This window comes from Paraburkholderia sp. (assembly GCF_035656215.1).
Taxonomy (GTDB): Bacteria; Pseudomonadota; Gammaproteobacteria; order Burkholderiales; family Burkholderiaceae; genus Paraburkholderia.
On sequence record NZ_DASRSY010000300.1, the window covers coordinates 21,902 to 36,246 of the forward strand.

At 62.6% G+C, this 14,345-nt stretch carries 15 protein-coding genes, 1 tRNA gene and 1 riboswitch; of the genes, 10 read left to right on the forward strand and 6 right to left on the reverse strand.

Annotation, left to right across the window (positions count from 1 at the left end; genetic code table 11):
* Nucleotides 1–22: 22 nt before the first annotated feature.
* Nucleotides 23–223, forward strand: coding sequence for a hypothetical protein (locus tag VFE81_RS16960; RefSeq protein WP_325045702.1), 201 nt, complete (start codon nucleotides 23–25; stop codon nucleotides 221–223).
* A 184-nt stretch (nucleotides 224–407) separates the two neighbouring features.
* Here VFE81_RS16960 and VFE81_RS16965 read toward each other — a convergent pair.
* The 5 genes from VFE81_RS16965 to pepN all read right to left on the reverse strand — a co-directional run bounded on the left by VFE81_RS16965 (nucleotide 408) and on the right by pepN (nucleotide 5,335).
* A tRNA-Thr gene (locus tag VFE81_RS16965) sits at nucleotides 408–483 on the reverse strand.
* A gap of 55 nt (nucleotides 484–538) precedes the next feature.
* Complete coding sequence (locus tag VFE81_RS16970; RefSeq protein WP_325045703.1) at nucleotides 539–1,555, reverse strand: class 1 fructose-bisphosphatase; 1,017 nt, start codon at nucleotides 1,553–1,555, stop codon at nucleotides 539–541.
* 120 nt (nucleotides 1,556–1,675) lie between these two features.
* Entirely contained in the window at nucleotides 1,676–2,131 is a 456-nt protein-coding gene (locus VFE81_RS16975) for a HigA family addiction module antitoxin (RefSeq protein WP_325045704.1), read from the reverse strand.
* A 16-nt stretch (nucleotides 2,132–2,147) separates the two neighbouring features.
* Complete coding sequence (locus VFE81_RS16980; protein ID WP_325045705.1) at nucleotides 2,148–2,429, reverse strand: type II toxin-antitoxin system RelE/ParE family toxin; 282 nt, start codon at nucleotides 2,427–2,429, stop codon at nucleotides 2,148–2,150.
* 209 nt (nucleotides 2,430–2,638) lie between these two features.
* Nucleotides 2,639–5,335 carry an aminopeptidase N gene (pepN, locus tag VFE81_RS16985; RefSeq protein WP_325045706.1) on the reverse strand — a complete coding sequence of 899 codons (2,697 nt, stop codon included), beginning with the start codon at nucleotides 5,333–5,335 and terminating at the stop codon, nucleotides 2,639–2,641.
* 216 nt (nucleotides 5,336–5,551) lie between these two features.
* Between pepN and VFE81_RS16990 the strand changes: the two genes are divergently transcribed.
* Nucleotides 5,552–6,244: a DUF4136 domain-containing protein gene (locus VFE81_RS16990; RefSeq protein WP_325045707.1), complete on the forward strand. Its 693-nt coding sequence runs from the start codon at nucleotides 5,552–5,554 to the stop codon at nucleotides 6,242–6,244.
* 124 nt (nucleotides 6,245–6,368) lie between these two features.
* Here VFE81_RS16990 and VFE81_RS16995 read toward each other — a convergent pair whose 3' ends face one another.
* A complete protein-coding gene (locus VFE81_RS16995) occupies nucleotides 6,369–6,941 on the reverse strand; it encodes a TMEM165/GDT1 family protein (protein WP_325045708.1) in 573 nt (190 codons plus the stop codon).
* 11 nt (nucleotides 6,942–6,952) lie between these two features.
* Nucleotides 6,953–7,172, reverse strand: a riboswitch (yybP-ykoY riboswitch).
* A 594-nt stretch (nucleotides 7,173–7,766) separates the two neighbouring features.
* Between VFE81_RS16995 and VFE81_RS17000 the strand changes: the two genes are divergently transcribed.
* From VFE81_RS17000 to VFE81_RS17035, 8 genes are all read left to right on the forward strand, one after another.
* Nucleotides 7,767–8,510, forward strand: coding sequence for a beta-ketoacyl synthase chain length factor (locus VFE81_RS17000; protein WP_325045709.1), 744 nt, complete (start codon nucleotides 7,767–7,769; stop codon nucleotides 8,508–8,510).
* The gene (locus tag VFE81_RS17005) at nucleotides 8,494–9,288 is read left to right on the forward strand and encodes a lysophospholipid acyltransferase family protein (protein WP_325045710.1); all 795 of its coding nucleotides are present in this window, start codon (nucleotides 8,494–8,496) and stop codon (nucleotides 9,286–9,288) included. Before VFE81_RS17000 ends, VFE81_RS17005 begins: the two co-directional genes overlap by 17 nt.
* Entirely contained in the window at nucleotides 9,263–9,562 is a 300-nt protein-coding gene (locus tag VFE81_RS17010) for a phosphopantetheine-binding protein (RefSeq protein WP_325045711.1), read from the forward strand. Before VFE81_RS17005 ends, VFE81_RS17010 begins: the two co-directional genes overlap by 26 nt.
* Nucleotides 9,563–9,564: 2 nt before the next feature.
* A complete protein-coding gene (locus tag VFE81_RS17015) occupies nucleotides 9,565–9,816 on the forward strand; it encodes an acyl carrier protein (protein WP_020069032.1) in 252 nt (83 codons plus the stop codon).
* Nucleotides 9,816–10,478 (forward strand): hypothetical protein, encoded by a 663-nt coding sequence (locus VFE81_RS17020; protein WP_325045712.1) that lies wholly within the window; start codon nucleotides 9,816–9,818, stop codon nucleotides 10,476–10,478. The genes VFE81_RS17015 and VFE81_RS17020 overlap by 1 nt, the downstream gene beginning before the upstream one ends.
* The gene (locus tag VFE81_RS17025; RefSeq protein ID WP_325045713.1) at nucleotides 10,475–12,178 is read left to right on the forward strand and encodes an AMP-binding protein; all 1,704 of its coding nucleotides are present in this window, start codon (nucleotides 10,475–10,477) and stop codon (nucleotides 12,176–12,178) included. Before VFE81_RS17020 ends, VFE81_RS17025 begins: the two co-directional genes overlap by 4 nt.
* Entirely contained in the window at nucleotides 12,178–13,965 is a 1,788-nt protein-coding gene (locus tag VFE81_RS17030) for a glycosyltransferase family 2 protein (protein WP_325045715.1), read from the forward strand. The genes VFE81_RS17025 and VFE81_RS17030 overlap by 1 nt, the downstream gene beginning before the upstream one ends.
* On the forward strand, nucleotides 13,952–14,345 hold a 394-nt coding region (locus VFE81_RS17035; protein ID WP_325045714.1), incomplete at its 3' end, for an aromatic amino acid lyase. The genes VFE81_RS17030 and VFE81_RS17035, both read left to right, overlap by 14 nt.

The following is a 14,345-nucleotide window of genomic DNA, read 5'->3' on the forward strand; positions in this document are numbered from 1 at the left end:
TTAGCCCTTCTGAGAGTTCGCCATGGAAAACGCTGTCTACTGGAAAGGACGCCAGGTTGGAATCGAGTGTGCTGGCAGGATCTTGTGGTTTTCGTCAGCACCACAGGAAGCGGTGTTGGCGTATGGCACGAAGCTGGCCGAGAACGTGATCGTTGAAGATGCGGCGGTTGTTCGCAATCTCGGCGTGACCGCGCGATCCGATCGACTGGATTTTGGCGATTGAGATGGAGCCGCTGTGGTCGGTTGGTGCTGGCAGCCGGCGTTTAAGTAACGGTAGTCGGCGTTGACCGAGACGGGGGTAAGTTAGGCCTCCTCGGATTTCAGAAAGCAGGCGCGGGGATTAGCAGAAGCAGGTAACAGAAAGCAAAAAGCCCAGTCCGAGGACTGGGCTTTTTGCTTGAATCTTGTGGTGCCGGAAAGAGGAATCGAACCCCCGACCTTCGCATTACGAATGCGCTGCTCTACCGTCTGAGCTATTCCGGCATCAGGAGAAACGAGATTATAGGGACTTTTTTAGGAACTTGGCAAGCCCTTGGAATTACTTTTTTGTTTCGAGATGGTAGCGGGTGACGCGGTCGACTTCGTTCTTCGAACCGAGGAACACCGCCACACGCTCGTGCAGGCTCTTCGGCTGGATGTCCAGAATACGCTTCTCGCCGTTGGTCGCGGCGCCGCCCGCCTGCTCGACGATGAACGCCATCGGGTTCGCTTCATACATCAGGCGAAGCTTGCCCGGCTTGTCCGGCGTGCGCTTGTCGGCCGGATACATGAAGATGCCGCCGCGGTTCAAAATGCGGTGCACGTCGGCCACCATCGATGCGATCCAGCGCATGTTGAAGTCGCTCTGGCGCGAACCGTCCTTGCCGGCCTTCAACTCGCCGATGTATTTCTCGACCGGCGGATACCAGTGCCGCTCGTTCGAAGCGTTGATCGCGTATTCACGCGTTTCAACCGGAATGCGCATATCGCTTTGCGTGAGCACCCACGAACCCAATTCGCGGTCGAGCGTGAAGCAGTTCACGCCGTTGCCGGTGGTCAGCACCAACACGGTTTGCGGGCCGTACACCGCATAACCTGCCGCGACCTGCTGCGTGCCGGGTTGCAGGAACGACTGTTCGGTGGGTTGCTGGCCGTCCGGGCAGCGCAGCACCGAGAAGATCGTGCCGATCGACACATTGACGTCGATGTTCGACGAGCCGTCGAGCGGATCGAACACCAGCAGGTATTCGCCCTTCGGGTAATTGGCCGGGATCGGGAAGAACTGTTCCATTTCCTCGGACGCCATGCCCGCCAGGTTGCCACCCCATTCATTTGCTTCGAGCAGGATTTCGTTCGACAGGATGTCGAGCTTCTTCTGCACTTCGCCCTGGACATTCTCGCTGCCCGCCGTGCCGAGCGCGTCGCCCAGCGCGCCCTTGCTGACGTGGTAGCTGATCGCCTTGCACGCGCGCGCGACAACTTCGATCAAAAGGCGCAGATCGGCCGGCAGGTTATTGGTCTCGCGCTGCTGCTCGATCAGGTACTTCGTGAGAGTGGTACGACGTTGCAAAGCCATTGCTGTACTCCGGGGGCTTGAGGAATGTCTCGATTTTAACCGCTCGCTGTGTCGGTTCCGTGCTTTTGAGATAGAAGGGCGCGCGATCGTGTTGCTTTGCGCTGCAAAGGCTCGTGAAATTCAGGCTTTGCGGCGAGCCTTGATGGCCGTGACATTGCCGGCGAGGCGGGCGGCGAGCGCTGCGGCACGGGTGTGTCCGGCGGAGACTTTCGGCATTTTCGGCCGGTTCGCCTTGGGCATCGGCTCGATCTCGCGTTCGATCTGTTCGCCGGCTGCCGCGGTGGCGACGCTCAGGTCGTAGGCGATCTGCAGATTCAGCCAGAATGGCGCGCTCGCGCCAAAGTAGCGTTCGAGCCGCAGCGCGGTGTCGGCCGAGATGGCGCGCTTACCACGCACGATGTCGTTGATGCGCGGCGCCGGTACGCGCAGCGCAAGCGCGAGCGCATTGACGGACATGCCGAGCGGCTCGAGGAACTCGCTACGCAGAATCTCGCCCGGATGAATCTCCGGGATGCTTTCGCCAGTGTCGATGTCGGAGAAATCGATGCTGTCCAGATCGGAGCGTTTGATGACCATATCGGTCTCCCAATAATCAGTGATAGTCGACAATTTCGACATTCAGCGCCTCTCCGTCGACAAAATGAAAACAGATGCGCCACTGGGCGTTGATTCGAATGCTCCACTGCCCACTGCGCTGACCTTGCAAGGCTTCGAGCCGGTTGCCAGGTGGTGCATGCAGGTTGCGGATGGATCCGGCGGCGTCGATCATTAGCAGCTTGCGGCGTGCGAGCGCCTGTATGTAAAGCGGCAGTGAATGCACGACCTTGCCCTGAAAGATTGCCGCCGTAGCTTTGTCGCCGAATGTCGTGATCATGGGATGATATAACGCATCGCGTTAAACGTAAACCGTTAAATGAGTATGTTTACTTTCACCCTGTCGGGCCGATACGAACAGTCGTCCAGACGGCTAACGTTGACGTCCGGACGCCGCGTCGTGGCAAAAATTCATGGCGAAATTCGGGACGAAAAAAAGCCGGCAACACGTGCCGGCCTTTCGATGCGGGAAGCGCTTTCAGATGAGCATCACGCCAACGCTTTCTCCACGATCTCGCGCACGTCGCGCGATTTCACCTGCGACGCCACTTTTTCCAACGCCGTGCGCATGCCGTCACGCAGCGTCGGCGTAAAGCGGCGCCACAGTTCCAGCGAACGGGCGAGGCGGGCGGCCACTTGCGGATTGATAGCGTCGAGCGCGATCACCTGGTCGGCCCAGAACGCATAGCCCGAGCCGTCTTCTGCGTGGAACTGCGCGGGGTTTGCCGCACAGAAACTGAAGATCAGCGAGCGCGCGCGGTTCGGGTTCTTCAGGTTGAATGCCGGGTGCGCCATCAGCTTGCGCACGATCTCAATCACCGGACGCTGTGCGCTGCCGCGTTGCGTGGCCTGCAAGGCAAACCACTTGTCGATGACGAGCGGTTCCTTTTCGAAGCGCCGATAGAAGTCGTCCAGCGCCTGCTGCGCCCCTACGCTGCCGCCATTCGCGGCGGACGCATTGAGCAACGCCGAGAGCGCCGCCGAGCGGTCGGTCATGTTGTTGGCTGAGTCGTATTGCGCGGACGCGAGGCGCACGGCTTCAGCCGGATCGTCCAGTTCTGCGAGATACGACAACGCAAGGTTCTTCAACGCACGATGACCGGATGCCTCCGGCGTCGCTTCATAGGCACCTGGCGTGCGGTGCTTTTCGTACACCGCGAGCCAGTCTTTCCTGAGCGCATTCGCGAGGCGCTTGCGCACGAACTGCCGCGCGGCGTGTACAGCAGCCGGATTCGATTCGGCCATCTGTTCAGCCAGATACGCTTCCGACGGCAGCATCAACGCCAGCTCGCGGAAAGCGGGCGAGAGCGTCTCGTCAGTCAGCACGCGGGCGAACGCGGCGACCACTGAGTCGTCGAGCTGCAGCGGCACGCCCGTGGCGGCGCGCCCGGCGAGGGTCAGCAGTTCGCGCGTGGCCAGCCTTTGGCCGGCTTCCCAGCGGTTGAACGGGTCGCGGTCGTGCGCGAGCAGGAACGCGAGCTGGTCGACCGGGTAGTCGTATTCGACGATCACCGGCGCGGAGAAATTGCGCAGCAGCGAGGGCAGCGGTTCCTGTGCGACGTTGACGAACGTGAAGGTCTGTTCGGTCTGCGTGAATTCCAGCACGCGCGTGGTGGAGTCCGACGCTCTGGTTTCGCCCTCCAGTTGCAGCGGCAGATCGCGGCCGTCCTTGCCGATCAGGCCGATCGCGAACGGAATCAGCAGCGGACCCTTTTGTGTTTCGCGCGCGGCGGGTGCGCCTTCGCCATAACCTTGCGTGAGCGTGACGCTGTAGCGTTGCTGCGCGGCGTCGTACTTCGTGCGTACCGAGACGCGGGGCGTGCCAGCCTGGCTGTACCAGCGTTCGAATTGTGCGAGATCGCGGCCGTTCGCATCAGCGAGCGCATGACGGAAATCGTCGCAAGTCACGGCCTGGCCGTCATGACGCTTGAAGTACAGGTCCATGCCCTTGCGGAAGCCGTCGCGGCCGAACAGCGTCTGATACATCCGCACGACTTCAGAGCCCTTTTCGTAGACCGTCATCGTGTAGAAGTTGTTGATCTCGACGTAGCTTTCCGGACGCACCGGGTGCGCCATCGGACCCGCGTCTTCGGCGAATTGCATCTGGCGCAGCACGCGCACGTCTTCGATGCGTTTGGTAGCGCGTGCGGCTTCGTCAGTCCCGCCTCCGGCCATGTCGGCCGAGAATTCCTGATCGCGGAACACCGTCAGACCTTCTTTCAGGCTCAGCTGGAACCAGTCGCGGCACGTCACGCGATTGCCGGTCCAGTTGTGGAAGTACTCGTGGCCGACCACCGCCTCGATGTTCGCGAAGTCGGTGTCCGATGCCGTTTCGGGGTTCGCCAGCACGTACTTCGTGTTGAAGATGTTGAGCCCCTTGTTCTCCATCGCGCCCATGTTGAAGTCGCTCACCGCGACGATCATGAAGCGGTCCAGATCCAGTTCCAGCCCGAAGCGCTCTTCGTCCCAGTGGATCGAATGCTTCAGCGAATCCATTGCATGCTGCGTCTTGTCCAGATCGTGTGGTTCGACCCACACCTGAAGCAGCTTTTCCTTGCCCGAGCCGCTCTTTACGCTTTCTTCGAGCGCGACCAGCTTGCCCGCGACCAGCGCGAACAGATAGCTCGGTTTCCTGAACGGATCTTCCCAGCGGGCGAAATGGCGGCCGTCCGGCAGATCGCCTTCTTCGAGCAGGTTGCCGTTCGACAGCAGCACTGGATAGTCGGCCTTGCTGGCGCGTAGCGTGACCGTGAAGGTCGCCATCACGTCAGGGCGGTCGAGGAAATAGGTAATGCGGCGGAAACCCTCGGCCTCGCACTGCGTGAAGAAGTTGCCGCCCGACACATACAGGCCCGACAGCGTGGTGTTTTCCACCGGATTGCAGATACTGGTAAGCGTGAGCTCGAAGTTATCCGGCACGTTGTCGAGCGTGAGGCCGTGCTCGTGCGCATGCGCGTGGGCGAACGGGACGCCGTCGATCATGGCGCTGACGAACTCGAGTTGTTCGCCCATCAGTTCGAAATTCGAAGCTCGAGATGCGTCCGGGTTGCGGCGCACCCGCATCGTGTTCCTGACGACGGTGCGTTCGGGGACCAGATCGAACTCCAGTGCGACGGTGTCGATCAGGAAGGCGGGCGGCGCGTAATCGGCGCGGCGGATCACATTGGGCGTTGCGGTATCGGCCATGGCGTTCTGTAGTGATGGGACTCGAGCCGTCACGCGTGCTTATGGCGCGCGAGCCGGGCTTGTCGAGCCATTGTACAAAGGCTCGGCGGATCGTGCGGAGCGAATTTTTTACCGAATCGCCTGGTCAGCGTATTATCGGGCGCGCCGCGCGCAGCAAAGCATGCGCGCGACCCAACCCGGTCAGGACTGGCGATAACAGGTAATACGAGGTAGACCATGAAATTCGATCGATGGACCCGCCGCGCCACGCTGCTGCTGGCCATGCTGACGGCGCTGCTGTCCGGCTGCACGACCTACGTGACCACTCAGGTCACGGCGTTCTCCGACTGGAGCGGCAATGACGCCGCCCGTACTTATGCCTTCACGCGGGCAGCGGATCAGCAGAACAATCTCGAACTCACCACGTACGAGCGGCTGGTCGGCAACGAACTTGCCACGCACGCGTTCCGTCAGGTCGACGCGTCCCAGGCGCGTTATCTGGTCGGGCTGTCATACGGGATTCGCTCGGACATGGTGACGGTCGCGCAGCCGGTGTATTACAACCCTTGGCCGGCGCCGTACTGGGGCCGGTCGTTCGATCCGTGGGGTCCATGGGGTCCGTATCCGACCGCGTACGTGAATCAGAGCTACCCGATTTTCACGCACCTGCTCGGTGTGCGGATCACCGAGCGTGCTAGCGGCAAAGAGGTCTACAACGTGACGGCGCGCAACTCGGGTGGCGAGTCGTCGCTGGTGAGGGCCATGCCGTATCTGGCGCGCAGCGCGTTGGCCGACTTCCCGCTCGGCAACGGCGTGGTGCATACGGTGAAGATCCCCGTCGACAAGAACGGTGGCGCTTCGAACGAAGTCGCTACGACGGGCGCCGCGCCCGCGCCGACGGCAGCGTCGAGCGCGAAGGCCGTGCAGTAAGCGCGAGCGGCGCGCTCAACGGCATGCGCTGCGGCGCAACAAAAAACGGTCCGGCAGGTCTTCCCTGCCGGGCCGTTTTTATTCGCGTGCAACGCGTGAGTGAGCGCTGCGTGAGTGGCCTTGCTTAAACTCCGACGCCGAACAATGCCATCGTCCCCAGAATCACGAACATCACCGCGGCGATGGCGTGCACGGTTTTGGTCGGAAGCCGGTGGGCGAAGCGGTCGCCGAGCAGGATCGCGGGCACGTTGGCGATCATCATGCCGAGCGTCGTACCGGCCACCACGCCGAAGAAATCGTGAAAGCGCGCGGCGAGCGCCACAGTCGCAATCTGCGTCTTGTCGCCCATTTCCGCGAGGAAGAACGTCACGACGGTAGCGCCGAATACGCCAAAATGCGTGCGGCTGGTGTTGGCTTCTTCATCGTCGAGTTTGTCCGGCACGAGAATCCACAAGCCCATCGCAATGAACGACGCGGCCAATGACCACCGCATGATGGTTGGCGTGAGCAGCGTGCCGAGCCACGCGCCGAGTGCGCCGGCGCAGGCGTGATTGACGAGCGTAGCCGTCAGCACGCCCAGAATGATCGGCATCGGTTTGCGATAGCGGGCCGCGAGGACGAGCGAGAGCAGTTGCGTCTTGTCGCCGATCTCGGCGAGCGTGACCGCTCCGGTCGAAATGAGAAAAGCGTGATCCACGGTGTATTGATTCCCCGGGCCGAGATATGAACGAGCGACGACCCACGACACTGCCGGGCCCTATCGCGGTGTGTGTGTGGATCATCGGTCTCGCCAGGCCAGAGGCTGCGGCTGCCATGGCCGTAAAGGCCAAGTCTGTTGACAGGCGCCCCCGCGAACCGCACGTTCGACGCACCCGTATGACAGCGGTGCGGACATGCCGCGGGGCGGCTACTCCCCAATGAGGGACAGAGTATAGCAAGCGTGGCCGCGCGTCACCGCTACCAGTCAAAAATCGCGCTGCGGTAAGTGCCCGTAAGTTGCGCGTGAGATTTGAACGACGCACGGCGAATCACCCGGCAGATAGCGCCCGGAGTATTGAAGTGTTCCGAAACGAAACACTTCTTTCGAAAGTTAAATGAAAGCATGGATGCATATTGGGGGAAGCCATTCACGCCTAGTCGGGCTGCGAAGCTCGTCACAAGTGGCTTTGCGGGCTGGTCACGCGCGATGCAAGGGCCGCTGGGCCTGCATTTTCGGTGTTGTCCAGTCAGCCGTCGTACGAGCGATACGGATACAGATGGATACGTCTTTTGTGGCTGATTTAATCCACAATATTCAGTATGATTCCGGCGACCATAGGGAGCCTGAGACAATCCATCAGACTAATTGGCAAAGGCGCCTAAATAATCGGGGCCAAGTGCCGTTAAATCGCTGAACCCTATAAGAAGATTGGATTGACCCCTTGGCTGGAGACTGCCGTTCCGCGCGGCGCGTATGCTGTGACGGCAACGTATTCCGTCAGGCGCTCTCAGCCTATCCTCGCTTCTACGCGCGAACACCGATATGCCCGATCTGCACTGGACCATTCCGGTCGCTCGCTGGTCTAGCTGGCCTGCTGCCGCAACTGCCGCACCCGATATCGGCTTCATCGAGCCGATCGTGCGGCGTCGCCTGAGCACTTTGTCCAGAGTCGCCCTGAAGGTCGCGCACGATTGCGTGGCGCAAGACGAGGTGCGGGTCGTGTTCGCTTCACGCCACGGCGAATTGCGGCGCACTACGGACATCTTGCGCACGATCAGTGCGGGCGAGCCGGTCTCGCCGACCGCTTTCAGCCTGTCGGTACTGAACGCAATGACCGGCGTATTCGGCATCGCGCGCGGCGACCGTTCCGCCGCCAGCGCGATCTCGGCCGGCGCTGAGACGCTCGGCTACGCGCTGCTGGAGGCGTACGCGCAATACGCAACGCAGCCTGGCTCGCCGGTGTTGCTGGTATATGCTGATGAGCCGGCCGATCCGGCGTTTGGCACGATTGAAGACGAAGTGCAGGGCGGCGCGATCGCGCTCCTGCTGAACGGCGAAGCGAGCGCGGGGCAGTTGGTTTGCACGTTGTCCGGCGCAGGTGAGCCGGAAACAGCAGAGGCCGAACTGGGGGCAAGCCAAACCGGCGAGGAAAGCGAGTCAAGCACGGAGGAAAGCTTCGCGAGCCAGAGCCAGGCGCTGCTGCACTGTCTGGAAACGGGCCAGCCCGCCGTTTGGCAAAGCGCCGGCGCCGCCTGGCATTGGAGGTTGCATGAACGCGCGATTTAATTACCTCTGGCGGTTCTGCGCGACGGGCATGGCCTTCGTGATGTTCGGCATCTGCGGTGTGCTGTTTTCGGTGCTGGTGTTCCCGTTCGCGTGGCTGTGGCCACATCGGGCGTCGCGTCAGCGCGTGGTGACGACCGTGATTCACTGGTTCTTCCGCGCGCTGGTCGCAGTGTTGCGGCGCATCGGCGTGATGGAACTCGAGGTGTCGGGCGCGCAGGCATTGCGCGCCGGCGGCCCGGCGATCGTGGTCGCCAATCACCCGACGTACCTGGACGTGATGGTGCTGTTGTCGCTCACGCCGCGTGCCTGTTGCGTGGTGAAAAACGCGCACTGGGGCAACCCGTGTTTCTGGGGAATCGTGCGCTCGGCGGAATACGTGAGTAATGCCGATCCCTCGGAGCTCGTCGAAGCCGGCGCGCGGCAGCTCGCAGCAGGCTACACGATGATTATTTTCCCTGAAGGCACACGCAGCCCTGCACCGAACCGGCTGCACGCGTTTTCACGCGGTTTCGCGCACATGGCGTTGAAGGTCGGTGCGCCGATCGTGCCGGTGTTGATGGATTGCGATCCGCCGGCGTTTACCAAGCAGATGCGCTGGTACGACGTGCCGGCGCGCGCTTTCCGGATACGCGTGAACGTACTCGAGCCGCTTGGCGTCGAGCAACTCGCGGACCACGCCATTCCACCGTCTCTCGCGGCGCGCAGCGTGACTAGCGCCATCGAAGCACACATTACTCAGCACTTGTTCGATTATGGATTCTTTAAAACTGGAAATTAAACAGCTTCTGATCGAAGCCCTCGATCTGGAAGACCTGAGCCCGGCCGATATCGACGACGACGCACCGTTGTTCGATACCGACGGCATCGGCCTCGACTCGATCGACGCGCTCGAGATCGGCATCGTGCTGCGCAAACAATACCAACTGACCATCGCAGCGAACGACGAACGCACCCGCGAACATTTCCGCTCGATCAGCACGCTGGCCGCACTGGTCGCGAGTCAACGCGAAACGGCGCATGCTGTGAACGAAACCATAAAAAAAGGGGATTAATCGTGTCCGAGGCAGAGATTCTTGAACGCATTCGCGCCATCTTCAAAGAGAACTTCGCGATCGAGCCAGAGCGCGTGACGCCCGACGCGCATCTCTTCGAAGACCTCGATCTCGACAGCATCGACGCCGTCGACCTCGCGATCAAGCTGCAGGAAATGACCGGCCGCCGCATCAAGCCGGAAGAATTCAAGTCGGTGCGCACGGTCGGCGATGTGATCGGTGCGGTCGAATCCCTGCTGGCGGCACAAGGCTGATGCCATCCGTGCGCTCGCGAATGCAAGCGGCGGCGAGCCAGCCCGCCGGGGCATCGTCCGGCGTTGAGCGCCATTGGGCCAAAACGGTGGTACAGGTCCTGCTGAAACTCGCGTATCCCGCGTTGATTCTGTGTGCCTGGCGCTGGGATACGCCGCGCTACGTCGGTTGCATGCTGTTTGCGATCTTGTGGCTGCAACGCTGGGCCGGCAGTGGTCCGGTCGCGACTTCGCTACGCCGGCTCTCCTCGATCGATTGGACCGTGGTCGGCTTGCTGAGCTGCGCCTCGGCGGCGATCGTGTTCACCAACAGCGAGTTGCTGTTGCGCCTCTATCCGTCACTCGTCAATCTGGGCCTGTTGATCGCGTTCGGCGCGACGCTCGTGCGCGGGCCATCGATGATCGAAAAATTCGCACGACTAGGCAATCCGAATCTGCCACCAGGCGCCGTACGCCATACGTGGCGCGTGACCCAGGTATGGTGCGTATTCTTCGCGCTGAACGGCGCGTTCTCCGCTTATACCGCGCTGTACTGGAGTCGTGCAAGCTGGTCGCTCTATAACGGCGCGATCGCCTATGGGTTGATCGGCGTGCTGCTGGTGGCCGAGGTCATCTGGCGTTACCTGGTGGTGCTGCCGCGAGCCGCGCGTTCGGAGGCGGCATGATCGCGTTGCATGATCTGCTGTCGGCTCAAGAGGCCTCCGTCGTGAATGCGCCGGTATGTCGCGACGGCGCGACGGTGTTCGATCGCGCTGCGTTTCGCGCGCGTGTCTCGACGCTGGTCTCGCTGGTGCAACTGCAAGCCGCGCGACGCTACGCATTGTGTATCGACGATCCATTCGATTTCGTCTGCGCGCTGTTTGCGTTGTTCGCGTGCGGCAAGGAGCCGGTGATTCCGGCCAATGCGACACCGGGCTATCTCGCCGATCTTGCCAACGCGTACGACGCCGTGCTGACCGACGCCGACCTGCCGCCTATGGTGCGAGATGCCGACGCCGATGTCGCACGCGGGCGAGGCGCTGCACACGCGATCGATCCGCAAGCCCCGTTGACGCTCTACACCTCAGGCAGCAGCGGCAGCCCCAAGCCGATCCGCAAGACCCTCGCGCAATTCAACGCCGAGGTGCATACGCTCGAAAAGCAGTGGGGCGCGCTGGTCGGAGATGCGACGATACTCGCGAGCGTGCCGCATCATCACATCTACGGTCTGCTGTTTCGCGTGTTGTGGCCGCTCGCCGCGGGCCGCGCATTCGACCGCGCGATCAGCATCGAGCCTTTGCATCTGAAAACGCAAATCGAGCAATGCGGCGCGACGGTGGTCGTCTCGACGCCCGCGCAATTGTCGCGTTGGCCCGCGTTGCCGGGTTTCGCCGCGTTAACGCCGGCGCCGCGCGCATTCTTTTCTTCAGGCGGCCCGCTCGCCCTGGAAGCCGCGCAGGAATACGCCGCCGCTTATGGCGCCGCGCCGCTCGAAATCTACGGCAGTACGGAAACCGGCGGCATCGCGTGGCGTCGCCAGGACCAGACCGATGCGTGGCAACCGGTGGGCGGCATCGAAGTACGTCGCGACGAAGAGGGCGCACTGAACGTTCGCTCGCCCCATCTCGACCACACCGGCTGGCATCGCACCGACGACAAAATTTCCTTCGACGCCGATGGCCGCTTCCGCCTGCAAGGCCGTCTCGATCGCGTGCTCAAGCTGGATGGCAAGCGCGTGTCGTTGCCAGAACTCGAAGCGCGTCTCGCGTTGCATCCGTACGTCGCGCAAGCGGCGATCGTGCCGCTGGAGGGCGCCTCGCGCGACCGCGTCGGCGCCGTGGTGGCGCTGACCGAAGCAGGTAGCGCGGCATTGCGCGACGAAGGCCGCGTGCGCGTCGCGCAAACCCTGCGCCGACATCTCGCTACGTATTTCGATGCAGTGGTGCTGCCGCGTCATTGGCGCTTTCGCCTCACATTGCCGTTCGACGCGCGCGGCAAACTGCCGGTGGCCGCCGTGGCGGCGGCTTTCGAGCCGCGTGCGGACGGCGTGGAAGTGCTCGCCGAAGCGCGCCACGCCGACACGCTGCACTACGAACTACGTGTGCCGCCGACGCTCGTCCATTTCGCAGGCCACTTTCCCGGCCTGCCGATTCTGCCGGGCGTCGTTCAATTGCACTGGGCGATGTGTCTGGCCGCCGAACACGTGCCGGCCGTACGCGCGCTGGCATCGATCGACCGGCTCAAATTCATGGCGCCGGTGTCGCCGGGCGCAGTGCTGAATCTCACGCTCGCACACGACGCCGCGCGTGGGCGAGTGCAATTCGCGTACCGGCTGAGCGGGCGTGAATGCGCATCCGGCGTGATCGTGTATCGGGAGCCTGCATGATGAGCTTCGTCCCGTGCATCGTCATTCCGATTTACAACCACAAGGACGCGATCGGCGCGACCGTCGCCAACCTCGCGGTGCACGGCTTGCCGATCTTTGTCGTCGACGACGGCAGCGATGAGGCGACCCTGCAGGTGCTCGCCGCGCTGGCGCAACAGTACGCGGCTCAGCTCGAGCTGCTGCGTTTGCCGGTCAACGGCGGCAAGGGCGCGGCCGTGATGGCGGGGCTGCGCGCCGCGCGCGCTGCGGGTTACACGCATGCATTGCAGATCGACGCGGACGGCCAGCACGACGCGACGGACGTGCCGCGTTTTATCGACGCGGCGCAAGCCGAACCGGCCGCGGTAATCCTCGGTCGCCCGGTCTACGACGAGAGCGTGCCGAAATCGCGCCTCTATGGCCGTTATCTGACGCATGTGTGGGTATGGATCGAAACGCTCTCGCTAACGATTCGTGATTCGATGTGCGGCTTCCGTCTCTATCCGCTCGCGCTGGCCTGCGAGCTGATCGATAGCGTGAAACTGCCGACGCGCATGGACTTCGACATCGAAATTCTCGTGCGTCTGCATTGGCGGCGTGCGGCGTTCCGCTCGATTCCGACGCGCGTCATCTATGCTGCGGATGGCGTGTCGCATTTCGACGTGCTGTGGGACAACGTGCGCATCAGTCGCAGCCATACGCGGCTCGTGTTCGGCATGCTGTGGCGTCTGCCGACGCTGCTCGCGCATAAAGTGATGCCGCGCCGCTCGGATGCTGCAAGACGGCCAGGCAAGCAGGGCGAACAGGATGAACCGGCCAATCCAGGCGAACCGGGCAAGCAGCCGGAACAAAACATACAGAGCCCCCAGGACTGGTGGCGAATCGCCGAACGTGGCAGCCACCTGGGCATGTCGTTGCTCGCGCTCAGTTGCAAGCTGTTCGGCCGCCGTTTCACTGCGCTCTGGCTGCATCCGATCGTCGCGTATTTTCTGCTGACGGGACGCACCGCGCGCGAGGCGTCGAGCAACTACTTCACGCATCTCGGTGAAGCCGCACCGCATGGCGATACGCCGCGTCCGGGTTGGCTGTCGGCCTATCGGCACATGCTGGCGTTCGCGCAATCGGGCTTCGACAAGCTCGCGGCATGGTCCGGCCGCGTCAATAACGCCGACGTCAAATTCGAAGATCCTTCGGCATTCGAAGCATTGGTGGCGAGCGGCAAAGGTGCGCTCGTGATCGGCGCGCATCTCGGCAATCTGGAAATGACCCGCGCGCTCGCCGCGCAGGGCGCCTACGCGAAAGTCACCGCCGTGGTCTACACCGAACATGCGCGGCGCTTCAATAGCGTGCTGGCGTCGGCCAATCGCGAGTTCGCGCGGCATCTGCTCGAAGTCAGCGACTTCGGACCCGAGACCGCGATGATGATGCAGGAGCGCGTCGATGCGGGCGAACTGCTGGTGATCGTCGGCGACCGCGTGCCGGCACACGAAGCGGGCCGTACGACCGAAGCGCAATTTCTCGGCTCGACCGCGCCGTTCGCACAAGGCCCTTACGTGCTGGCTCATGCGTTGGGCTGCCCGGTCTATCTGTTCTTCTGCCTGAAAGAGCACGACGGGTATCGTCTGTATTTCGAGCCCTTTGCCGAGCGCATCGAGTTGCCGCGCCGTGAACGCGCGCAGCATCTTGCGGCGTGGGCGCAGCGTTACGCGGCGCGCCTCGAACACTATTGCCGCAAGGCACCCTATCAATGGTTCAACTTCTTCGATTTCTGGGCCAGCCCCAAGCGAGGCACACATGGCCGAACATGATCTGATCGAGGCGCCGAACGCCAGCGCAAACGAGAACACCCGCGCAAACGCGGCGGCGGTGACGATCGGTGGGCGCAAGCTGACGATCGAAGAGGTCGTCGCGATCGCGCAGCATCGTGCGCCGGTTGCGTTGAGCGCCGATCCGGCGTGGCGCGCGCGCATCCAGCGCGGCGCGGATTTTCTGCGCCGGCATCTGGCGGCGGGCGCGACTGTCTACGGCGTCAACACGGGCTATGGCGACGCGTGCGTGGTCGACGTGCCAATGGACCTCGTCGAAGCGTTGCCATTGCAACTGACGCGTTACCACGGCTGCGGCATGGGCCAGCATCTCGACGAGGCACAAACCCTGGCGGTGATCGCCGCGCGACTCAACTCGCTGG

Excerpts from the sequence above, each read along its gene's own strand:
- VFE81_RS16990 (WP_325045707.1), top strand. The coding sequence starts at position 5,552 with ATGAAATTCGATCGATGGACCCGCCGCGCCACGCTGCTGCTGGCCATG.
- VFE81_RS17010 (WP_325045711.1), top strand. The coding sequence starts at position 9,263 with ATGGATTCTTTAAAACTGGAAATTAAACAGCTTCTGATCGAAGCCCTC.
- pepN (WP_325045706.1), bottom strand. The coding sequence starts at position 5,335 with ATGGCCGATACCGCAACGCCCAATGTGATCCGCCGCGCCGATTACGCG.
- VFE81_RS17020 (WP_325045712.1), top strand. The coding sequence starts at position 9,816 with ATGCCATCCGTGCGCTCGCGAATGCAAGCGGCGGCGAGCCAGCCCGCC.
- VFE81_RS16970 (WP_325045703.1), bottom strand. The coding sequence starts at position 1,555 with ATGGCTTTGCAACGTCGTACCACTCTCACGAAGTACCTGATCGAGCAG.
- VFE81_RS17025 (WP_325045713.1), top strand. The coding sequence starts at position 10,475 with ATGATCGCGTTGCATGATCTGCTGTCGGCTCAAGAGGCCTCCGTCGTG.
- VFE81_RS16975 (WP_325045704.1), bottom strand. The coding sequence starts at position 2,131 with ATGGTCATCAAACGCTCCGATCTGGACAGCATCGATTTCTCCGACATC.
- VFE81_RS17000 (WP_325045709.1), top strand. The coding sequence starts at position 7,767 with ATGCCCGATCTGCACTGGACCATTCCGGTCGCTCGCTGGTCTAGCTGG.
- VFE81_RS17030 (WP_325045715.1), top strand. The coding sequence starts at position 12,178 with ATGAGCTTCGTCCCGTGCATCGTCATTCCGATTTACAACCACAAGGAC.
- VFE81_RS16980 (WP_325045705.1), bottom strand. The coding sequence starts at position 2,429 with ATGATCACGACATTCGGCGACAAAGCTACGGCGGCAATCTTTCAGGGC.
- VFE81_RS16960 (WP_325045702.1), top strand. The coding sequence starts at position 23 with ATGGAAAACGCTGTCTACTGGAAAGGACGCCAGGTTGGAATCGAGTGT.
- VFE81_RS17005 (WP_325045710.1), top strand. The coding sequence starts at position 8,494 with ATGAACGCGCGATTTAATTACCTCTGGCGGTTCTGCGCGACGGGCATG.